At 67.5% G+C, this 20,943-nt stretch carries 22 protein-coding genes; 10 read left to right on the top strand and 12 right to left on the bottom strand.

Annotation, left to right across the window (positions count from 1 at the left end; translation table 11 throughout):
* Window positions 1–9: 9 nt before the first annotated feature.
* Window positions 10–1,002, top strand: coding sequence for an ArsJ-associated glyceraldehyde-3-phosphate dehydrogenase (locus tag ILP92_RS11130; RefSeq protein ID WP_198916471.1), 993 nt, complete (start codon window positions 10–12; stop codon window positions 1,000–1,002).
* A 13-nt stretch (window positions 1,003–1,015) separates the two neighbouring features.
* On the top strand, window positions 1,016–2,281 hold the full coding sequence (gene arsJ / locus ILP92_RS11125; protein WP_198916470.1) for an organoarsenical effux MFS transporter ArsJ: 1,266 nt from the start codon (window positions 1,016–1,018) through the stop codon (window positions 2,279–2,281).
* 66 nt (window positions 2,282–2,347) lie between these two features.
* On the opposite strand, the gene rnr is transcribed toward arsJ, so the two are convergent.
* The 6 genes from rnr to ILP92_RS11095 form a co-directional block, all read right to left on the bottom strand.
* Complete coding sequence (gene rnr / locus ILP92_RS11120; protein ID WP_198916469.1) at window positions 2,348–4,603, bottom strand: ribonuclease R; 2,256 nt, start codon at window positions 4,601–4,603, stop codon at window positions 2,348–2,350.
* Window positions 4,604–4,694: 91 nt separating this feature from the next.
* Window positions 4,695–5,114 (bottom strand): GNAT family N-acetyltransferase, encoded by a 420-nt coding sequence (locus ILP92_RS11115; protein ID WP_198916468.1) that lies wholly within the window; start codon window positions 5,112–5,114, stop codon window positions 4,695–4,697.
* Window positions 5,111–6,244, bottom strand: coding sequence for a succinyl-diaminopimelate desuccinylase (gene dapE, locus ILP92_RS11110; protein WP_198916467.1), 1,134 nt, complete (start codon window positions 6,242–6,244; stop codon window positions 5,111–5,113). Before dapE ends, ILP92_RS11115 begins: the two co-directional genes overlap by 4 nt.
* 52 nt (window positions 6,245–6,296) lie before the next feature.
* Window positions 6,297–6,644, bottom strand: coding sequence for a DUF8846 family protein (locus ILP92_RS11105; protein ID WP_198916466.1), 348 nt, complete (start codon window positions 6,642–6,644; stop codon window positions 6,297–6,299).
* Window positions 6,645–6,682: 38 nt separating this feature from the next.
* On the bottom strand, window positions 6,683–6,937 hold the full coding sequence (locus ILP92_RS11100; protein ID WP_198916465.1) for a GlsB/YeaQ/YmgE family stress response membrane protein: 255 nt from the start codon (window positions 6,935–6,937) through the stop codon (window positions 6,683–6,685).
* Window positions 6,938–7,011: 74 nt separating this feature from the next.
* Window positions 7,012–8,040 carry a sodium:calcium antiporter gene (locus tag ILP92_RS11095; RefSeq protein WP_198916464.1) on the bottom strand — a complete coding sequence of 343 codons (1,029 nt, stop codon included), beginning with the start codon at window positions 8,038–8,040 and terminating at the stop codon, window positions 7,012–7,014.
* A gap of 87 nt (window positions 8,041–8,127) precedes the next feature.
* Here ILP92_RS11095 and ILP92_RS11090 point away from each other — a divergent pair, with 87 nt between their 5' ends.
* Entirely contained in the window at window positions 8,128–8,355 is a 228-nt protein-coding gene (locus ILP92_RS11090) for an N-(5'-phosphoribosyl)anthranilate isomerase (RefSeq protein WP_198916463.1), read from the top strand.
* 61 nt (window positions 8,356–8,416) lie between these two features.
* On the opposite strand, the gene dapD is transcribed toward ILP92_RS11090, so the two are convergent.
* Window positions 8,417–9,241 (bottom strand): 2,3,4,5-tetrahydropyridine-2,6-dicarboxylate N-succinyltransferase, encoded by an 825-nt coding sequence (dapD, locus tag ILP92_RS11085; protein ID WP_198916462.1) that lies wholly within the window; start codon window positions 9,239–9,241, stop codon window positions 8,417–8,419.
* Window positions 9,242–9,330: 89 nt separating this feature from the next.
* Between dapD and ILP92_RS11080 the strand changes: the two genes are divergently transcribed.
* Together ILP92_RS11080 and ILP92_RS11075 are read left to right on the top strand one after the other, a co-directional pair.
* Window positions 9,331–10,230 carry an endonuclease/exonuclease/phosphatase family protein gene (locus ILP92_RS11080; RefSeq protein WP_368667869.1) on the top strand — a complete coding sequence of 300 codons (900 nt, stop codon included), beginning with the start codon at window positions 9,331–9,333 and terminating at the stop codon, window positions 10,228–10,230.
* A 57-nt stretch (window positions 10,231–10,287) separates the two neighbouring features.
* Window positions 10,288–11,133, top strand: a complete 846-nt coding sequence (locus tag ILP92_RS11075) for an LOG family protein (protein WP_198916461.1) — start codon at window positions 10,288–10,290, stop codon at window positions 11,131–11,133.
* A gap of 10 nt (window positions 11,134–11,143) precedes the next feature.
* Here the strand turns inward: ILP92_RS11075 and ILP92_RS11070 are convergent, their stop codons facing one another.
* The 3 genes from ILP92_RS11070 to ILP92_RS11060 form a co-directional block, all read right to left on the bottom strand.
* Window positions 11,144–11,362 (bottom strand): hypervirulence associated TUDOR domain-containing protein, encoded by a 219-nt coding sequence (locus tag ILP92_RS11070; protein ID WP_198916460.1) that lies wholly within the window; start codon window positions 11,360–11,362, stop codon window positions 11,144–11,146.
* 176 nt (window positions 11,363–11,538) lie between these two features.
* A complete protein-coding gene (gene rlmN / locus ILP92_RS11065; protein ID WP_198916459.1) occupies window positions 11,539–12,726 on the bottom strand; it encodes a dual-specificity RNA methyltransferase RlmN in 1,188 nt (395 codons plus the stop codon).
* A gap of 177 nt (window positions 12,727–12,903) precedes the next feature.
* A complete protein-coding gene (locus tag ILP92_RS11060; RefSeq protein ID WP_198916458.1) occupies window positions 12,904–13,422 on the bottom strand; it encodes an invasion associated locus B family protein in 519 nt (172 codons plus the stop codon).
* A 177-nt stretch (window positions 13,423–13,599) separates the two neighbouring features.
* Here ILP92_RS11060 and ILP92_RS11055 point away from each other — a divergent pair, with 177 nt between their 5' ends.
* A complete protein-coding gene (locus tag ILP92_RS11055; RefSeq protein ID WP_198916457.1) occupies window positions 13,600–14,586 on the top strand; it encodes an asparaginase in 987 nt (328 codons plus the stop codon).
* Window positions 14,587–14,635: 49 nt separating this feature from the next.
* Here ILP92_RS11055 and serB read toward each other — a convergent pair whose 3' ends face one another.
* Window positions 14,636–15,499, bottom strand: coding sequence for a phosphoserine phosphatase SerB (gene serB, locus ILP92_RS11050; RefSeq protein WP_198916456.1), 864 nt, complete (start codon window positions 15,497–15,499; stop codon window positions 14,636–14,638).
* 160 nt (window positions 15,500–15,659) lie between these two features.
* Between serB and ILP92_RS11045 the strand changes: the two genes are divergently transcribed.
* The 3 genes from ILP92_RS11045 (at window position 15,660) to ILP92_RS11035 (ending at window position 19,417) form a co-directional block, all read left to right on the top strand.
* On the top strand, window positions 15,660–16,811 hold the full coding sequence (locus ILP92_RS11045) for a phosphoserine transaminase (RefSeq protein ID WP_198916455.1): 1,152 nt from the start codon (window positions 15,660–15,662) through the stop codon (window positions 16,809–16,811).
* A 104-nt stretch (window positions 16,812–16,915) separates the two neighbouring features.
* Window positions 16,916–18,511 (top strand): phosphoglycerate dehydrogenase, encoded by a 1,596-nt coding sequence (gene serA, locus ILP92_RS11040; RefSeq protein WP_198916454.1) that lies wholly within the window; start codon window positions 16,916–16,918, stop codon window positions 18,509–18,511.
* Between the two features lie 105 nt (window positions 18,512–18,616).
* Complete coding sequence (locus ILP92_RS11035) at window positions 18,617–19,417, top strand: metallophosphoesterase (RefSeq protein ID WP_198916453.1); 801 nt, start codon at window positions 18,617–18,619, stop codon at window positions 19,415–19,417.
* Here the strand turns inward: ILP92_RS11035 and ILP92_RS11030 are convergent.
* Window positions 19,395–19,595, bottom strand: a complete 201-nt coding sequence (locus tag ILP92_RS11030) for a hypothetical protein (protein WP_198916452.1) — start codon at window positions 19,593–19,595, stop codon at window positions 19,395–19,397. The genes ILP92_RS11035 and ILP92_RS11030 overlap by 23 nt on opposite strands.
* Before the next feature lie 209 nt (window positions 19,596–19,804).
* On the opposite strand from ILP92_RS11030, the gene ILP92_RS11025 reads away from it, so the two are divergent.
* Window positions 19,805–20,827, top strand: coding sequence for an aspartate-semialdehyde dehydrogenase (locus ILP92_RS11025; RefSeq protein ID WP_198916451.1), 1,023 nt, complete (start codon window positions 19,805–19,807; stop codon window positions 20,825–20,827).
* Window positions 20,828–20,943 lie beyond the last annotated feature (116 nt).

Here is a 20,943-nt window from a genome sequence, read left to right as displayed (position 1 = left end):
GGAGCCGCCATGACGAACATCGCCATCAACGGCCTGGGCCGGATCGGAAAGCTGTTGCTGCGGGCGCTGTTCGACGCGGGACTGGGCGGGCGCATCGCGGCGCTGAACGACCGGATGGGCGATGCCGAGCAGCACGCGCTGCTGCTGGAATTCGACACCGTGCACGGGCGCTGGCCGCGCGCGATCGGCCACGCGCCGGGCCGCCTGACGGTCGAAGGTCACACCATGGCGCTGGGGAATGCCGCCCAGATCGAAGACATGGACCTGGCGGGCATCGACCTGGTGATCGACTGCACCGGCACCTTCAAGAGCGTGGCCAGGGTGCAGCCCTATTTCGACGCGGGCGTGGACCGGGTGCTGGTCAGCGCGCCGATCAAGGAAGAGGGCGCGCTGAACCTGGTCTATGGCGTCAACCACGCCCTTTACGACGGCACGCAGAAGCTGGTGACGGCGGCGAGCTGCACGACCAATTGCCTGGCGCCGGTCATCAAGGTGCTGCACGACAGCGTGGGCATCCGGCACGGGTCGATCACGACGCTGCACGACGTGACCAACACCCAGACCATCGTCGACCGGCCCGCCAAGGACATGCGGCGCGCGCGCTCGGCGCTGAACGCGCTGATCCCGACCACGACAGGCTCGGCCACGGCGATCACGGTGATCTACCCGGAGCTGGCGGGGCGGCTGAACGGCCACGCGGTGCGGGTTCCGCTGCTGAACGCGTCGCTCACCGATTGCGTGTTCGAGATGCAGCGCGCGGTGACGGCAGACGAGGTCAACGCCCTGTTCCGCGACGCCGCGGAAGGCGCGCTGAAGGGCATCCTGGGGGTCGAGGACCGGCCGCTGGTCTCGACCGATTTCGTGAACGATCCGCGCTCGGCCATCATCGACACGCTGTCCACCATGGTCGTCAATGACACGCAGCTGAAGGTCTATGCCTGGTACGACAACGAATGGGGCTATGCCTGCCGGATGGCCGATATCGCGGCGATGATGTCGTGAGCGGGGGCGCGCCATGGCAGCGGTGACCGACCGCCCGCTGGCCGCCTATGCCACGGTCACGGCGGCCTACTGGGCCTTCATGCTGACCGATGGCGCGCTCAGGATGCTGGTGCTGCTGCATTTCCACGAGCTGGGCTTCACCCCGGTGCAGCTGGCGTTCCTGTTCACGCTCTACGAGGTGGCGGGCATGGCGACGAACCTTGGCGCGGGCTGGATCGCCGCGCGGTTCGGGCTGACGCTGACGCTGTACCTGGGGTTGGGGTTGCAGGTGGTGGCGCTGGCCGCGCTGACCCGGCTGGATCCGGGCTGGGCGGTGGCCGCGTCGGTCACCTTCGTGATGCTGACCCAGGGCGCGTCGGGCGTGGCCAAGGACCTGACCAAGATGTCGGCCAAGAGCGCCGTGAAACTGCTGGCGCCATCGGGCGACCGGGCGCTGTTTCGCTGGGTGGCGGTGCTGACCGGATCGAAGAACGCCGTGAAGGGCGCGGGCTTCTTCGTGGGCGCGGCGCTGCTGGGCTGGCTGGGATTCGCGCCAGCGCTCTGGGTCATGGCGGCGACGCTGGGCGCGATCCTGGTGACGGTTCTGGCGCTGATGCCGGGCGGCCTGCCGCGGGGGCGCAAGGGCACGAAGTTTTCCGAGGTGTTCAGCAAGGATGCGTCCATCAACCGCCTGTCGGCGGCGCGGCTGTTCCTGTTCGGGGCGCGCGACACGTGGTTCGTGGTGGGCATCCCGGTCTTCTTCCAATCCACCTTGTCGGGCCCGCTGGGCTGGGACCCGCGCGCGGCGTTCTTCGCCGTGGGCGGGTTCATGGCGGTCTGGGTGATCCTGTACGGCGCGGTGCAGTCGGTGGCGCCCAAGGTGCTGCGGGCGCGGGACCGGCCGCTGGCGGAGCTGGCGTCGCTGGCGGCGCGCTGGGCGCTGCTGGTGGCGATCCCGCCGCTGGTGCTGGCGCTGGCCGCCGCGCTGATGGACGGGGCGCCGCTGATCGCGCTGGTCGTAGCGGGCCTCTTCGTCTTCGGAGCGATCTTCGCGGTGAACTCGTCGCTGCACTCGTTCCTGATCCTCGCCTTCAGCAACGACGCGCGGGTGACGATGGATGTGGGGTTCTATTACATGTCGAACGCGGCGGGGCGGCTGGCGGGAACGCTGCTGTCGGGGCTCAGCTACCAGCTGGGCGGCCTGCCGCTGTGCCTGGCCGTGGCGGGCGCGATGGCGCTGATGAGCTGGTGGGGCGCGCGCAAGCTGCCCGATCTGGTCGCGCGACCCGCGCCCGCCTGAGCGCGCGGCTCGGAGCGGTGTGCCGCTACCCGATCCCTGTTCCGCGAGTAAGCGAAGACCGACGCCTCAGCGCCGCGTGCGCTTGACCTTGCGCGCCGCCTTGGCGGATTTCGCCTTGGCCTTGCCCCGCGCGCGTTTCGGTGCCCCGCGCGACCGGCCCGCGCCGCCCCGTGGCAGCGCGTCGCCTTCGACCTCGAGCAGTTCCAGCATCAGCCCGCCGGTGACCGGCACCGCTTCGGCCAGGCGCACGGTGACCCGTTGCCCCAGGCCCAGTTTCCGGCCGCTGTCGGATCCCATGAGGGTCTGCGCCTCGGCGTCGAACACGAAGAATTCGCGCCCGATCGAGCGGATCGGCACTAGGCCGTCGGCGCCGGTCTCGTCGAGCTTCACGAACAGCCCGAACTTCTGCACCCCCGAGATCCGGCCGGTCATCTCGCTGCCCACGCGTTCGCTGAGATACGCGGCAAGGTAGCGGTCGGTGGTGTCGCGCTCGGCCACCATCGAGCGGCGTTCGGTGTCCGAGATCAGCTGCGCGGTCTCGTCCAGCATCTCGACCTGCGCGTCGTCCAGCCCGTCATCGCCCCAGCCATGGGCCGCGATCAGCGCGCGGTGCACGATAAGGTCCGCGTAGCGGCGGATGGGCGAGGTGAAATGCGCGTAGTTGCGCAGCGCCAGTCCGAAATGGCCGAAATTCTGCGGGCTGTAATAGGCCTGCGTCATGGCGCGCAGGGTGGACAGGTTGATGAGCTCGTCGAACTCGCTGCCCTCGGCTTGGGCCAGCAGCTTGTTGAGGTGGCGGGTCTGAAGCACCTGCCCCTTGGTCAGGTTGAAGCCCGCGGCCTGCGCCACTTCGCGCAGGGCTTCCATCTTCTCGGTCGTGGGCTCTTCGTGGACCCGGAAGAGCAGCGGGGACTTGCGGCGGTTCAGCTCTTCGGCGGCGGCCACGTTGGCCGAGACCATGAATTCCTCGATCAGGCGATGCGCGTCCAGCCGGTCGCGGAAATCGACGCTGGTCACGCGGCCCTCGGGCGACAGCACGATGCGGCGCTCGGGCAGGTCCAGGTCCAGCGGCTGGCGCTGGGTGCGCGCGTGGCGCAGCGCCTCGAACGCGGCGTAGAGCGGGGCGATCACGCCCTCCATCAAGGGGGCCACCCGGTCCGACGGCTGGCCGTCCCGCCCGGCTTGGACATCCTGGTAGGCCAGCGAGGCGCGCGACCGCATCAGCCCGCGCGTGAAGCGGTGCGAAATCTTGGTGCCGTTGGCGTCCAGCACCATGCGCACGGCGATGCAGGCGCGATCGACATCTTCGTGCAGCGAGCACAGATCGCCCGACAGCGCGTCGGGCAGCATCGGCACCACCCGGTCCGGGAAATAGGTGGAATTGCCGCGCTTGCGCGCCTCGCGGTCCAGCTCGGACCCGGGGCGGACGTAATGGGCCACGTCGGCGATGGCGACCCAGACGATATGGCCGCCCTCGTTGGCCGGATCGTCGTCGGCCTGGGCGAAACAGGCGTCGTCGCGGTCGCGCGCGTCGCTGGGATCGATGGTGATCAGCGGCAGGTCGCGCAGATCCTCGCGCCCGTCCAGCCCGGCAGGCTCGGCGGCTTCGGCTTCGGCCAGGACGTCGTCGGGGAATTGATCGGGGATGCCATGCTGGTGGATGGCGATCAGCGACACGGCCTTGGGCGCGGTCGGATCGCCCAGCCGCGCGACGATGCGCGCCCGGGGCAGCCCCATGCGGTCCTTGGGGCCGACCTGCTCGGCCTCGACCAGTTCGCCGTCCTTCGCGCCGTGGCTGTCGCGGGACGAAACGCTCCATTCGCGGTCCTGCCCCTTGTCGATGGGCTGGATCCGGCCCCCTTCGGCGCCCGCGCGGTAAAGGCCGAGCAGGCGGCGCGCCGTGGCGCCGATCTTGCGGATGAGGCGGCCCTGATAGGCGTGATCGCCGCCCTCGATGGCTTGCAGGCGCAAGAGCACCCGGTCGCCCTGGCCCAGCGCCGGATCGGCGTCGCGCAGCACCAGAAGGATGCGCGGCGCGGGGCTGTCCGAGTGCCATTCCATCGGGCGCGCGAAGAGATCGCCGTCCGCATCGGGGCCCGTGACCTCGCAGACCGTGACGGGCGGCAGCGTGTCTGGGTCGCGATAGGACTTGCCGCGCTTGGCCAGGTGGCCTTCGGCCTCCAGCTCCTTGAGCAGGCGTTTCAGGTCTATGCGGTCCGCGCCCTTGATCCCGAAGGCCCGCGCGATGTCGCGCTTGGCGGTCTGGGTGGGATTGTCGGCGATCCAGTCGAGGATCTGCTGCTTGGAAGGGATCTGGGCCATGCGCCCGGCTACCACGGCACGCGGGCAGGCGACAGGGGCGCGGAAAACATGCGTTTTCCGTCCGAAATTTTCGAAAATTTCGGCCCGCCGCTCATAGCGCGCGCGTCATGTCGCGGTGCGGGATGCCTGCATCGTCGTAGATCGGGCCCTCGGCCTCGAATCCCAGGGCGCGGTAGAACTCCAGCACCGGCAGCTGCGCGCCCAGCTTCGCAATCTTCACGTCCCGCTTGCGCAGCACGTCCAGGGCGTGCTCCATCAGGTCCCGCCCCAGGCCCGATCCGCGCTGGGTGGCCAGGACGCAGACGCGCCCGATCTTGCCGGTGTCGCCCTCGATGAAGATCCGCGCCGTGCCCACCGGCAAGCCGTTCTCGCGGGCCAGAAGATGCAGGGCGTCGGCATCCAGGTCGTCCCATTCGTCGGCCTCGGAGATGTGCTGCTCCTCGATGAAGACCGCGCGGCGCAGCGCCCGGCAGGTTTCGACGTCTTCGGTCACGGCGATGAGGCGGGTCATGGGGCGAAATCCTGCAGGATGTGGCTGTAGATCGCTTTGAGCGTCTGGATGTCGTCGACGCGCACGTGCTCGTCCGCCTGGTGCATGGACTGGCCCACAAGCCCGACCTCGACCACCGGGCAATGGCTGCGGATGAACCGCGCGTCGGAGGTCCCGCCCGAGGTCGACAGCACCGGGGTCACGCCCGTCTCGGCGGCGACCGCGTCCTGGATCATCCGCGACAGCGGTCCGGGCGGCGTCACGAAGCTTTCGCCGGATACCTTGGTCTCGAGCGTGAAGGTCACGCCCGTCTGCGCGGTGACGTCGGCGACGGCCGCGTCGATCCAGTCCAGAAGACCCGCGCTGGTATGGGCGTCGTTGAACCGGATGTTCAGCATGGCCTTGCTGGTGGCGGGCACCACGTTGTTGGCGGTGTTGCCGGTGTCGAAGCCGGTGACCTGCACGCTGGTCGGCTCGAAATGATCCGACGCATCGTCCAGATCGAAGGCGATCAGCGTGTCGAGAAGGGCGATCAAAGCATGGATCGGGTTGCGCGCGTTCTGCGGATAGGCCGAATGTCCCTGCCTGCCCTGCGCCGTGATCCAGACGGTCATCGAGCCGCGCCGCCCGATCTTGATCATCTCGCCCATCTTCGTGGGGCAGGTCGGCTCGCCCACGATACAGGCGTCCAGGCGCTCGCCGGTCTGCTGCATCCAGTCCAGGATCGCCGCCGTTCCGTCGACGCCGTCGCCTTCCTCGTCGCCGGTGATCGCCAGCACGACCGAGCCGGGCGGCGTCCCGGCCACGTGGTCGATGGCCGCCGCCGCGAAGGCCGCGACGCCGGATTTCATGTCGCACGCGCCGCGACCGTACATGCACCCGTCCACGATGGCCGCCCCGAACGGATCGTGCTGCCAGGTCGCGGGATCGCCGGTCGGCACCACGTCGGTGTGGCCGTTGAAGCCCAGCACCGGACCTTCGGTGCCCCAGCGGGCATAGAGATTGGCGATGCCGTTGCGATCGACCCGCGTGCAGGTGAAGCCCGCGTCCTGCAAAAGCCCATGCAATAGCTGGATCGCGCCGCCTTCTTCGGGGGTGACCGACGGGCAGCGGATCAGCTGGGCGGTCAGCTCGACCGGGTCGGTGTTCATCGCGGGGCTCCTGGGCATCGTGCGGCAAATGATAGTGTGCCGCAGGGCGCCTTCAATCTTCGCCCCGCGTGGCCGGGTTGTTGAAGAAAGGGGTCACCTGGGCGACGATCACCGCGTTTTCGGCGCGCGCGCGTTCCATCAGGCCGCGCTCGTCCGCGTCGATGTCGTGCCCGTCGGCCAGTCGTTCTTCCAGGGTGCCGTAGCCGGTCACGTCCAGCGGCGACATGTCCGCCTGTTTCAGCAGGGCCACCGTTTCGCGCACCGCCTCGGCCTCGTCCACGCCCGAGGCGTAGCACATCAGCGCCGCACCGGTCGCGTCCTTGGGCAGGCCATCGTCGGGCGCGCGGCCGACTTCGACCAGAAGCGTGAAGACGTGGTGGGGTTTTTCGGATTTCGCCATGGCAGGCGGATGCCAGCCATGGCTGGTTTTTACAAGCCTCAGGCGCGCCCGCGAACGGCGCGCACGACGAAGATCAGGATACAGGCGCCGATGAAGCCCGCGACCAGGTAGCCGATGCTGAAACTGGCGCCCGCGGCGTAAAGGCCCAGAAGCGAGCCGAAGATGAAGTTGAACACGATGGCACCGATGATGCCCAGAATGATGTTCATCAGAAGTCCCATGTTGGACTTCATGAATTTCTCGGCCAACCAACCGGCAAGACCCCCGACGATGATAGCTGCAAGCCAGCCCATGCGATGTCCTTTCTAGATGTGCATTCCCGTGTCAAACTGCCGCACCGCCCGAAAGTTCCAGACGCATGAAAGACTTATGACCAGACCTGGACCGATACGGCGGTCAGGTAGATCCCGATCATCAGCACCGACTCGATGCCGATCCGCGCCGGTCCCTCGCGCTGTCGCAGGATCAGGCCGCCCAGCAGGATCGCCGTCATCAGCAATCCGGTGCCCAGCCAGTAGAGGTTCGAGGTATCGACCGCATGGTACAGCGAGCCGTCGCGGTAAGCCACGTCCGACGCCACCAGGAACAGCGTGTCGAAGGTGTTGCCGCCGATGATGCCGCCGACGGCCAGTTGCAAAGCGTTGCGGCGCACGGCGACCAGCGTCGTCACAAGTTCGGGCAGGGACGTGACGACGGCGGTGATGAGCGAGCCGACCAGGCTGGACGACAGCCCGAACCGGCTGATGAACGTCCCGCCCACCTGGCTGATGACCCAGCCGCCCATGCCCATGAGCGCGACCAGGGCCACGAAATAAAGCGCGGGCTCTTTCACGGACTTGTCCGGTTCACTGTCGTCCTCGGGCTCGTCGTGGCGGGTGTCGCTGGTCTCGACCGCCTGCCACATGGGGCTTTCGCCGACGACGGTGGCCGCCTTGGCGCAGGTCAGGTACGCGAGGAACAGCACGACCGATACGGGGTGGACCCCGAAATAAGCAATGTCCGGCCCGGCGATGGCGCAGATCGGCAGGCTGAGCAGCACGATCAGCGCGACGGCTTGGAACAGGTTCGCGGGCTCGGCGGCGGCGTGTTCCAGGTTGGGCCCCCGATAGAGCAGGTCGGCCAGCGCCAGGAACAGCGTCTGCGCCGCGATCCCGCCCACCGCGTTCGAGAAGGCGAAGCTGGCGTCGCCGTCGAGCGCCGCGTTGACCGAGACGACCACGCCCGCCAGCGACGTGGCGGCCCCCAGAAGGATGCCGCCCACGAGCGCCTCGCCCAGCCGCGTCCGGTCGGCGATCACGTCGGCCAGCCCCGTGGCCTTGACCGACGCCAGCACGACGACGGCGCCCGCAACTGCGAAGACGGCGAAGAGCCACAGGGTCGGTAGTTCAGAGATCATGCAGGGTATCCATGTCGGGACTGAACCCCTTGGAGCCGGAATGGTTTCCGTAACCGGGCGTTAACCATCCTGTCGCAAGCTGCGCGGATGAGCGTTCCGACATATCTCAGCCCCGATGCGTTCCTGGCAGACCTGTTCAAGACCAGGTCCGCGCGGCGGGGCGGAATCGTGCGGCGCCAGCGCCGCGATATCGAGCGGTATGTCGGGCTGGAGCCGTTTCTGCAGGACATGCGGCGCCGCGGTTTCACCGTGGTGGCCAATGCCGATCAACTGGTGATCTTCTGCAACCGCGAACCCCTGCGGCGCCTGACGTGAGAGAGACGCGATTTTCGCGAGAAAATCGTGACGAAATTCTCAAGAATTTCGCGCCCCGCCCTCAGTCGCGCAGCAATTCGTTGATCGCCGTCTTCGAGCGGGTGCGTTCGTCCACGCGCTTCACGATCACCGCGCAATAGAGGTTCACGTTGTTCTTCGACGGCATGGATCCGGCCACGACCACGGAATAGGGCGGCACTTCGCCGTACATCACTTCGCCCGTCTCGCGGTCGACGATCTTGGTGGACTTTCCGATGAACACGCCCATGCCCAGCACGGACCCTTCGCGCACGATGCAGCCCTCGACCACTTCCGAGCGCGCACCGATGAAGCAGTTGTCCTCGATGATCGTGGGGCCCGCCTGCATGGGCTCGAGCACGCCACCGATGCCGACGCCGCCCGACAGGTGCACGTTCTTGCCGATCTGCGCGCAGCTGCCCACCGTGGCCCAGGTGTCGACCATCGTGCCCTCGTCCACGTAGGCGCCCAGGTTCACGAAGCTGGGCATCAGCACCACGCCGGGCGCGATGAAGGCGGACTTGCGCACCAAGCAATTGGGCACCGCGCGGAAGCCCGCGCCCTTCCACTCGGCCTCGCCCCAGCCCAGGAACTTGCTGTCCACCTTGTCCCACCAGCCCGCACCCTGCGGGCCGCCCGGCTGCATCTCCATGTCCTTGATGCGAAAGCCCAGCAGCACCGCCTTCTTGGCCCACTGGTTCACGTGCCAGTCGTCGCCGCGCTTCTCGGCCACGCGCAGCTTGCCGGAATCCAGCGCGTTCAGCGTGTCCTCGATGGCCGCGCGCGTCTCGCCGCCGGTGGCGGGGGTGATCTGGTCGCGGCTGTCCCAGGCGGATTCGATGGCGGCTTCAAGCTGGGCGTTGGACATGGGCGGCTCCTGGATGGCGGGATCTGTCGGATCGGGTTGCGCCGTTCTATAAGGGGCGGATGGCGACAGGGAAAGAGATGGTGAAACTGGTGAGCAAGACCGCCCTGCTGATGGCACTTCTGGCGGCGCTGGTCGTGGGATGCCAGAACCTGCGCCTGTCCGGCAAGCAGGAGCTGCGCGCCCGCGACGGCTCTGCGCTGCGGATCGCCACCTATAACGTCCATTACATCGTGCTGGCGGATCAGACCGGGCCCTGGTCCGTGGGCGACTGGGAGCGGCGCAAGGGCCCGCTCGACCAGGCGTTCAAGGCGCTCGACGCGGATCTGGTGGCCTTCCAGGAAATGGAAAGCTTCCGAAGCGGCAGCGACGGGTCGGTCAACCTGGCGCGCGACTGGCTGCTGGACCGCAACCCCGGCTACGGGCTGCACGTGTCGGGCGACTGGACCGAGTTCCCGTCGACCCAGCCCATGCTCTATCGCCGCGACCGGCTCGAGCCGCTGGACCAGGGGTGGTTCTTCTTCTCGGAAACCCCGGACCAGCTGTATTCGCGGACCTTCAACGGCTCGTATCCCGCTTTTGCCAGCTGGGGGCAGTTCCGCGACAAGCGCGACGGCGCGGTCTTCACCGTCGTCAACGCCCATACCGATTACGCCAGCCGCCAGAACAGGCTGCTTTCGGCCGAGCTGATCGCCCGGCGGATCGCCCCGCGCGTGGCGGCGGGCGACACCGTGTTCCTGACCGGGGATCTGAACGCGCGGCTGGGCGACCGGACGCTCGAGATCGTGGAAAACGCAGGTTTGACCTTCGCGCCGGTGCGGGGGGCGACCTATCACTTCGACCGCGGTCTGAACCTGTTCCGCGCCATCGACCATATCGCCTTCACCGACGACGTGACGCTGGTGTCGGATCCGGTCGTGCTGCGCCGCCGGTTCGACGGGGAATGGCCGACCGATCACTATCCCGTCGCGGTCGACGTGCGATTGGACTGAAAGGCTGGTCTATCCGCGCCGCCCGCGCCATGGTCGCGCGCGACAAAGGAGCCATCCATGAAAGACGACCGCCAATCGCCGTTTCGCGGTGCGCACGAGGATATCGAGACCGCCCGCGACATCCCCGACACGCCGCAGACCCGCGCGCCCGCCTACCGGCTGGCCTTCGCCGACGACGACTTCCTGTGCCGCGACGCGCTGCGCCCGGTGCGCCTGCAGCTGGAGCTGCTCAAGGCCGAAATGGTGCTGACCGAGCAGAACATCGAATCCACCGTGGTGATGTTCGGCGGGGCCCGCATTCCCGCGCCCGAGCACAAGGGCAACGCGCGCACCGAGACCCTGGCGGGCCTGTCGAAATACTACGCCGAGGCCCGCGAATTCGCCCGGCTGATGACCCTGCGCAGCATGGAGACGTACGGCCGACAGCACGTGGTGGCGACCGGCGGCGGCCCCGGCGTGATGGAGGCGGGCAATCGCGGCGCGGTGGATGCGGGCGGGCATTCCATCGGGCTGAACATCGTGCTGCCGCATGAACAGGCGCCCAACGAATACGTGACGCCGGGCCTGTGCTTCAACTTCCACTATTTCGCCATCCGCAAGATGCATTTCCTGATGCGCGCGAAGGCCATGTGCGTCTTTCCCGGCGGCTTCGGCACCATGGACGAGCTCTTCGAGACGCTGACGCTGATCCAGACGGGCCGGATGCAGCCGATCCCGGTGCTCCTTTTCGGCCGCGACTTCTGGGACGGCGTGATCAATTTCGATGCACTTGCCCGGGCGGGCACCATCGCGGACGAGGATCTGGCGCTGTTCCGCTTCGTGGAGACGGCGCAAGAAGCGGTCGAGGTGATCGACGGCTGGGACACGACCGGATCGAAACGCGCGTCGATCCCGGGTCGCTAGGCGCGCGACGTCAGGCCTTGCGCAGCTCGGAATGGGATTTCAGCACTTCGCTGCCGTCGTCCTGTTCCAGCCGGTAGGCGGGGTTGTCCTCGTCCGCGTCGCGCGTGACCTCGTTGCCGTCGATCTTCAGCGTCCGCTTCTGGGTGTATTTCTGCTTCACGGTGGCCGTGGCGGTGCCGTTGCCCCAATCCCATTCCACCTTGTCGCCTTCGCTGTAATGCTTGCTCATCGCGTGGGCCCTTTCGCTGCACTCGCCTGATCTACGTCCGGGCCACCGATCCGTTCCCGCGCAGGATCACACGTGGCGACACACCGCCGTCCCGCGACCGCGCTCCTTGCATCACTGGTCTTCAAATACCTATGTCGTCCGGCCTGCCACGCGCGCGCGGGAAGGGTAACCGCGGATCAGAGCCTGGCCTCGGCCTCGATCTGGCGCTTGGACTTGCGGGCGCGTTCGGTGTCGGATTTCAGCTGGCCGCAGGCGGCCATGATGTCCTCGCCCCGCGGGGTGCGGATGGGCGACGCGTAGCCCGCCTTGTAGATGATGTCGGCGAAGGCGCGGATGCGGTTGCCCGACGACCGCTCGTAGGGCGCACCGGGCCATTCGTTGAACGGGATCAGGTTGATCTTGGCCGGGATGCCCTCGATCAGCTTGACCAGCCGCCGCGCGTCATCGTCGCTGTCGTTCACGCCCTTCAGCATCACGTATTCAAACGTGATCCGCTCGGAATTGCTGGCCTTGGGATAGTCGCGCAGCGCGTCCAGCAGGGCCGCGATGTTCCAGCGCTTGTTGATCGGCACCAGCCGGTCGCGTACCTCGTCCGTGGTGGCGTGGAAGGATACCGCCAGCAGGCAGCCGATCTCGGCGGCGGTGCGGTGGATTTCCGGCACCACGCCGCTGGTCGAAAGCGTAATCCGCCGACGCGACAGCGAAATGCCTTCGCCGTCCATGGCGATCTTCATGGCGTCGCGGACGTTCTCGAAATTGTAAAGCGGCTCGCCCATGCCCATCAGCACGATGTTCGACAAAAGGCGCGGGGCCGCGTCGCTGCCGGTGCCGCTGGGCACCCATTCGCCCAGGTCGTCGCGGGCGACCATGATCTGGCCCACGATCTCGCCCGCCGTCAGGTTGCGCACCAGCCGCTGGGTGCCGGTGTGGCAGAAAGAACAGGTCAGCGTGCAGCCCACCTGGGAGCTCACGCATAAGGTGCCGCGGCCTTCCTCGGGGATGTACACCGCTTCGACCTCGTGCCCGCCCGCGATGCGCAGCAGGTACTTGCGGGTGCCGTCGGTGGACACCTCGCGGCGCACGATCTCGGGCACGGCGATGGTGAAGTGCTCGGCCAGCAGGGCGCGATAGGGTTTGGCCAGGTTCGTCATGGCGTCGAAATCGCGTACGCCCTTCTGGTAGATCCACTGCCAGATCTGACCGGCGCGCATCTTCGCCTGCTTGTCGGGGGTGCCCGCCGCGATCAGCGCCTCGCGCAACGCGTCGCGCGTGAGGCCGACCAGGTTGATCGGCCCGCCCTCGTCCGGCTTGCGCGGCAGGGTCAGAACGTCTTGGGTGATCGGCGCGTCGGGGGCGGCGGTCATCTGGGTCACCTTCTTGTCGGAACACGCGCGATATAGGCTATCTTGGCCGATCGATAAAGCCCCGCGCTATTTGCTGTGCGCGATCGCCGCAAGCGCGGCGCGGGCGGCCGTGTCGGCAGGGGCCCGCAAAAAAGGCGACCCAGATGGCCGCCCTTGCGTGTCACGGAAGTGACGGGATCACTCGCAGCGGCTTGCCGCCTCGTCCAGCGCGGCGGTGAAGCCGAACAGCGAAAACGTGTCCTTCGTCTGGGTCCCGCGGGCCGAGCGCGCGGTCAGCGATGCGTCCGCGCCGCGCTTCATGGCGGCCACGATCCTGGCATCGTCCGCGGCCGAGGCGGGCCAGGCCCATTCGCCGTCCACGAACAGGTTGAAGACGGTGCCGCCGATGTCCAGGTCGACGGTCGAGCCGTCGGCGAACGGATAGCCGCCAGTGAACGACACTTCGCCGTTGGAGCCCGATCCGGGCCGGAAGGTCACGAACAGCAGGATATCGCCGCGACGCACCGAAACGACCTGTCCGCCGCGGGTGTTGACGGTCTGGGTGGGGCTGCTGACCGACCAGCATTCCTTGGGATCTTCTTCGACGAACACGCTCCAGGCCGTTTCTACGGCGACGCGGTTGGTGCTTTCATCCTGGGCTGCCGCGCCGAACGCGAATGCCGCCCCCGCGATAAGTCCTGTCACGATCGCTTTCATGTCTCTATCGGCCTCCAGCCATCAACTGCCTCTGTGCCGGACCTGGCAGCACCCGTCTTCGGAGCGCGTGACAAGCCCGGTTTCTTCTGTCTAAAGCGGTGCGACCTTAACGGCAAATCGCCGACACACGAAAGCCCCTGCGGCAATAAATCGCTCAGAGTTGAAGGGATAGATCCGATGCCAGGTCCACAGCCCATGGTCGAGCTTTGGCGCGGCCCCTTGTGCGAATCGGTCCATGCCGGGCACGCGGTGGTGTGCGACGCGCGGGGCCAGGTCGTGCGGGCCTGGGGGGATGCGGATGCCGTGATCTTCCCGCGCTCGTCGGTGAAGATGATCCAGGCGCTGCCGATGGTCGAGGCGGGGTTGCCCCTGTCCACCGACCGGCTGGCGCTGGCCTGCTCGTCGCATCGGGGTGCCGCCAAGCATGTCGCCAAGGTGCAGGCGTGGCTGGACGCGTTGGAACTGGGCGACGGTGACCTTTTGTGCGGCACCGAAGCCAGCCGCGACCGCGAGACGCGCCACCGGATGATCCGCGACGGCGTCGCGCCGCGCCAGGTCCACAACCAGTGCTCGGGCAAGCACGTGGGCTTCCTGGCCTACACGCAGCACCTTAAGGCGGGGCGCGACTACGTGCAGCCCGATCACCCGGTGCAACGCGCCATCCACGCGGCGCAGGACGAGTTGACGGGCATCGACAGCCCCGCCTTCGGCTTCGACGGCTGCGCGGCGCCGAATTTTGCGACGACCGTGACCGGCCTTGGCCGCGCCATGGCGGCCTTCGCGGCGGCGCGCGACGGGCAGGGAGCGCGCGGTACCGCGATGGCCGCGTTGCGCGACGCCATGTGCCTGCATCCCGACCTGGTGGGCGGCGAGGCGGACCCGGCCACGGACCTGATGCGCGCCATGGACGGGCGCGTCGCCGCCAAAAGCGGGGCCGAGGGCGTCTTCGTCGCGATCCTGCCCGAAAAGCGGCTGGGCGTCGCGGTGAAGATCGTCGATGGCGCGGACCGGGCGGCGGCACAGGCGGTGGCGGCAATCCTGGCGGAGCTGGGCGTGCTGGACCGCGCGCATCCGACGGCGCAAACGATGCTCGACACGCCCATCGTCAACCGCGCGGGGGCCCAGGTCGGACGGATGAGGCCCGCGCCGGGCTTTCCCAGCTAGGCACGGAATTCTCGAGAATTCCGGTCCGTTTTCCTCGAGGAAAACGTGCCTAGCGGACGAACTCGTCCTCGGCATAGCCTTGCAGGTACAGCAGCGCCGTCAGGTCGCCGTGGTTGATCCGCCGCTCGACCTGTGCCGCGACCGACGGCTTGGCGTGCAGCGCGACACCCGCGCCCGCCAGTTGCAACATGCCCAGGTCGTTTGCCCCGTCGCCCACCGCCATCACGTCGTCGGGGGTCAGCCCGCGGGTCGCGCAGATATCTTTCAGCGCCTGTACCTTCGCCTCGCGCCCCAGGATCGGCTCGGCCACCGCGCCGGTGATCTTGCCCCCCTCCTGCGGCAGCTCGTTGGCGCGGTGCATGTCGAATCCCAGCCGCTCGGCCACCCGCGTCGTGAAGGCGGTGAAGCCGCCCGATACCAGCGCGGTGTAGCCGCCATGGGCCTTCATCGTCGCAAGCAGCACGTCGCCGCCCGGCGTCAGGGTGATGCGTTCGCGCCAGACCCGGTCGATCACGTCCGCGTCGAGCCCTGCCAGAAGGCCCACGCGTTCGCGCAGCGCGCCTTCGAAATCCAGCTCGCCGTTCATCGCGCGCGCCGTGATGTCGGACACCCGTTCGCCCACGCCCGCCATGTCGGCGAGCTCGTCGATGCATTCCTGGCCGATCATGGTGCTGTCCATGTCGGCCAGAAGGACGGATTTGCGCCGCCCCTCGGCGGGTTGCAGCACCAGGTCGGTCTGCATCTTCTGCGCCTCGGCCCAGACCTCCCACAGGTTGTCGGGGCGCGCGGTGACCGCGAATTCGACCGCGCGATCCGGGGCCAGCCACTGGGCGTCGCCGCCGCCCCAGGCGTTGCGCAGCGCGTCGGCGAAGGCGGGATCGAGGGCGGGCGAGATCAGGGTGACGACGAGCATGGCGGTCCTTTCCGGGCGACGCGCGCGGAATAGACCGGATGCGGCCGCAAACACAATGTGGGCGTCCCAGATTCCGCTTGCCTAGACCCGCACGCGGCCCTAAGTGCGGCGGCGGGACACCCTTCCCCAACGAAGGGCACATATCTGCAAGGATACCAGCATGAGCACCCCGCTTCCGGCCACGCGGCCGGCAAATCCGCGTTTTTCTTCTGGCCCCTGTGCCAAGCCCCCCGTTTTCGATCTGACGAACCTGTCCGACGCGCCGCTTGGCCGGTCGCACCGGGCCGCCATCGGCAAGTCCAAGCTGGCCCAGGCCATCGACGAGACGCGCGAGATCCTGGGCGTGCCCGACGATTACCGCATCGGCATCGTGCCCGCGTCCGACACCGGCGCCTACGAGATGGCCATGTGGACCATGCTGGGCGAGCGCCCCTGCGAGATGGTCGCGTGGGAATCCTTCGGCGCGGGTTGGGTCACGGACGCGGTGAAGCAGCTGAAGTTCGACGCTCGCGTGCATGAGGCGCCTTACGGCGAGATCGTGGACATGGCGTCGCTCGATTACGACCGCGACGTGTGCTTCACCTGGAACGGCACCACCAGCGGCGTGAAGATGCCCCATGGCGACATGATCCCCGCCGAACGTGCGGGCCTGACCCTGTGCGACGCGACCAGCGCCGCCTTCGCGCAGCCGCTGCCGTGGGACAAGCTCGACGTGGTGACGTTCAGCTGGCAGAAGGTGCTGGGTGGCGAGGCCGCGCACGGGATGCTGATCCTGAGCCCCCGCGCCGTCGAACGGCTCGAATCCTACACCCCCGCCTGGCCGCTGCCGAAGATCTTCCGCCTGACCAAGGGCGGCAAGCTGATCGAGGGCATCTTCCGGGGCGAGACGATTAACACGCCGTCGATGCTGTGCGTCGAGGATTACCTGCAGGCGCTGGCCTGGGCCCGCTCGGTCGGCGGGCTGCGCGGCCTGATGGACCGCGCGGACCGCAACGCGCAGGTCGTGTGGGATTTCGTCGCCGCGCGCGACTGGATCGCCAACCTGGCGGTATCGGACGAGCTGCGGTCGAACACGTCGGTCTGCCTGCACTTCACCGACCCCGCCGTGGCCGGTGATGCCGCCTTCGCCAAGGCGGTGGCCAAGCGGCTGGAAGCAGAAGGGGTGGCCTTCGATATCGGCAGCTACCGCGACGCGCCCGCCGGTTTGCGGATCTGGTGCGGCGGCACGGTCGAAGCCGACGACCTGGCCGCGCTGATGCCCTGGATCGACTGGGCCTATCACGCCGAGCTTGCGCAGGCCCGCGCCGCCTGAGCCGACCCTGCGCCCCGGACGCAGATCCGGGGCATTCCCATCCCCGCGCGACCCCGGAGCACGTCCGGGGTGCGTTCCCCCGATTTCAGACAGGAGTGCCGATCATGGCCCCCAAAGTACTTGTATCCGACAAACTGAGTGAAACCGCCGTGCAGATCTTCCGCGACCGCGGGATCGACGTGGATTTCGAGCCGTCCCTTGGCAAGGACAAGGACAAGCTGGCCGAGGTGATCGGCCAGTATGACGGGCTTGCCATCCGCTCGGCCACCAAGGCCACCGCCAAACTGCTGGAACAGGCCACCAACCTGAAGGTGATCGGCCGCGCCGGGATCGGGGTCGACAATGTCGACATCGCCGCCGCGTCCAAGAAGGGCGTGATCGTCATGAACACGCCCTTCGGCAACTCGATCACCACCGCCGAGCACGCCATCGCCATGATGTTCGCCGTCGCCCGCCAGATCCCCGAGGCCAATGCCAGCACCCATGCGGGCAAGTGGGAAAAGTCGCGCTTCATGGGCGTGGAGGTCACCGGCAAGACGCTGGGCGTCGTCGGCGCGGGCAATATCGGCTCGATCGTCATCGACCGCGCGCACGGGCTGCGCATGAAGGTCATCGCCTACGATCCCTTCCTGAACGAAGAACGCGCCGACCACCTGGGCGTGCGCAAGGTCGAGCTGGACGAGCTTCTGGCCAAGTCGGACTTCATCACCTTCCACGTCCCGCTGACCGACAAGACCCGCAACATCCTGAGCCGCGAGGCCATCGCCAAGCTGAAGCCGGGCGTGCGCATCATCAACTGCGCGCGCGGCGGGCTGGTGGACGAAGAGGCGCTGGCCGAGGCGCTGAAGGACGGCCGCGTCGCCGGTGCCGCCTTCGACGTGTTCGCGGAAGAGCCCGCGACGAACTCGCCGCTCTTCAACCTGCCCAACGTGGTGGTCACCCCGCACCTGGGGGCGGCCACGACCGAGGCGCAGGAAAACGTGGCGCTGCAAGTGGCCGAGCAGATGTCGGACTACCTGCTGACGGGCGCCGTGACCAACGCCCTGAACATGCCCTCCGTCACCGCCGAGGAAGCCAAGGTCATGGGCCCGTGGCTGAAGCTGGCCGAGCACTTGGGCGCGTTCTGCGGCCAGCTGACGGAAGAGGGCATCGACGAGATCAACCTGCTCTACGACGGTGCGGTGGCCGGGATGAACACCGCCGCGCTGAACACGGCGGCCATCGCGGGACTGATGCGGTCGGTGAACCCGGACGTGAACATGGTCAGCGCGCCGCTTCTGGCCAAGGATCGCGGCATCGACGTGTCCACGACCACGCAGGACCAGACCGGCGTGTTCGAGGCCTATATCAAGCTGACGGTGAAGACGCCCGATCGCACCCGGTCCATCGCGGGCACGGTGTTTTCGGACGGCAAGCCGCGCTTCATCCAGATCAAGGGCATCAACATCGACGCCGAGGTGGGGGCGCACATGCTTTATACCACCAACGAGGACCGCGCGGGCATCATCGGCGCACTGGGCCAGACCATGGGCGAGAACGGCGTGAACATCGCCAACTTCACCCTGGGCCGGGCCGAGCGGGGCAAGGACGCCATCGCTTTGCTTTACCTCGACGAGCAGCCGCCGCAGCCGGTGCTGGACAAGTTGCACGCGACCGGCTTGTTCCAGTCGATCCGGCCCCTGCAATTCGCGGTCGAGTAACGCCGCCGTCGCGCGCGCCTGCGGGTGTCGCACCGGGATATTTGGAAGAACAAAGATGGGGGGCGGCGCTTGTGTCGCCCCCCGTTTCATTGAAGGATCCGGGCTATGACGATCTATGCGGTAGGAGATATCCACGGCTATGCCGACGAGCTGGACCGGGCGCTGGGCCTGATCGAGGCCGATGGCGGGCCGGACGCCCGGATCGTGTTCATGGGCGACTATACCGACCGCGGCCCCGACAGCCGCGGCGTGCTGGACCGGCTGATCGAAGGGCTGACCGCGCGGCGCAACTGGATCGCGATCCAGGGCAACCACGACCGGATGTTCCTGCGCTTCCTGACCGAGGGGCGCGAGAACGACAGCCGCATCAAGTCGGGGCTGTCGTGGATGAACAAGCGGCTGGGCGGACCGTCGACGCTGGGCAGCTACGGGCTGGGCGGCGAGGGCGCGGCGTTCCTGCAAGCCGCCAATGGCGGGGTCGAGACGCTGGCATCCTACGACGTGGCAGGATCTCCGCTGGACCGCGAGGAGCTCGTCATGCGCGCGCGCGAGGCCGTGCCGCAGGCCCACAAGCAGTTCCTGGCGCAGCGGCCACTGTGGCACCGCGAAGAGGGGCTGCTGTTCGTCCATGCGGGCCTTCGGCCCGGCGTCGCGCTGGAAGACCAGGACGAGGACGATCTGCTGTGGATCCGGGACGGCTGGCTGGACGATCCGCGCGATCACGGACCGCTGGTGGTGCATGGCCACACCGCGCTGGATTTTCCGCAGCATTACGGCAACCGGCTGAACACCGATGCCGGGGCGGGTTATGGCAACCCGCTGGTGCCGGTCGCGATCGAGGGGCGCGACGCATTCGCGCTGACGCCGCGCGGGCGCGTGGCGCTCAATCTCGGCTCTTCAGCCTGAGCAGGGTCCAGATCGCCGACGCGCCGAAAAAGCCGCCCGCGAGCACGATCACCTCGAAGAAGGCGGGGCCCGCGGGGATACCGCGCACGAGCAGTGCGACGACCAGCACACCCAGTCCGACCAGCGAAAAGGCGAGCCGGAAAACCAGCTCGCCTTTGCCGGGGCCGTGGTTCGGCATCCGTCCGGCTTAGTTGCCCGAGGCCATGTAGTTGAAGACCGCCAGGGCCAGCAGCGCGATGAGGATGATCAGAACGATGAAATACATGCGGAAGCTCTCCTGTTGATTTGGTGAAGGATAGCCGCGCGCGCGGATTTGTCCATCGCCGGGACTTTCGCCCTTGCAGCAATTGGTCTAAGGGGGTCCGTCTTATCGCAAAGAGGGTCGTTATGGGCTATCGGATCGCCATCGTCGGTGCCACGGGCAATGTGGGCCGCGAAATGCTGAACATCCTGGACGAGCGCCAGTTTCCCGTGAACGAGATCGTGGCGCTGGCGTCGCGCAAGTCGCAGGGGACCGAGATCAGCTTCGGCGACAAGACCCTGAAGACCAAGGATCTCGAGCAGTTCGACTTCGCGGGCTGGGATATCGCGCTGTTCGCCATCGGCTCGGAGGCGACGAAGGTGCACGCGCCGCGCGCCGCCAAGGCGGGCTGCGTGGTGATAGATAACAGCTCGCTCTATCGTTATGACAACGACGTGCCGCTGATCGTGCCCGAGGTGAACCCGCAGGCGATCCACGGCTACGACAAGAAGAACATTATCGCCAACCCGAACTGCTCGACCGCGCAGATGGTGGTGGCGCTGAAGCCGCTGCACGATCGCGCCACGATCAAGCGCGTGGTGGTCAGCACCTACCAGTCGGTCAGCGGTGCAGGGAAGGACGGCATCGACGAGCTGTGGGACCAGACCAAGTCGATCTACAACCCCACCGACAGCAAGCCGCCGCGCCAGTTCACCAAGCAGATCGCCTTCAACGTGATCCCGCATATCGACGTGTTCATGGATAGCGGCGAGACCAAGGAAGAATGGAAGATGGTCGTCGAGACCAAGAAGATCGTCGACCCCAAGATCAAGGTCACGGCGACCTGCGTGCGGGTGCCGGTCTTCGTCGGCCATTGCGAGGCGATCAATATCGAGTTCGAGGATCACCTGGACGAGGACGAGGCCCGCGACATCCTGCGCGAAGCCCCCGGCATCATGGTCGTCGACAAGCGCGAGGACGGCGGCTACGTCACGCCGATCGAATGCGTGGGCGATTTCGCCACCTATATCAGCCGCATCCGCCAGGACAGCACCATCGACAACGGCCTGAACCTGTGGTGCGTCAGCGACAACCTGCGCAAGGGTGCTGCGCTGAACGCGGTGCAGATCGCGGAACTGCTGGGCCGCGAGGTCCTGAAGAAGGGCTGACGCCACGATCTTCGGCAGATTTAGCGCGTCCGATTCCGTCGGGCGCGTTTTTTCTTGGCCCCGGGCGAATCGCGCGCGGCGCGCACCGGCTCATATCGGTTAGCGCGCGGTAAAGA

Source organism: Palleronia pontilimi (assembly GCF_016412875.1).
Classification (GTDB): domain Bacteria; phylum Pseudomonadota; class Alphaproteobacteria; order Rhodobacterales; family Rhodobacteraceae; genus Palleronia; species Palleronia pontilimi.
This window is presented reverse-complemented; position numbering and strand designations above follow the sequence as displayed.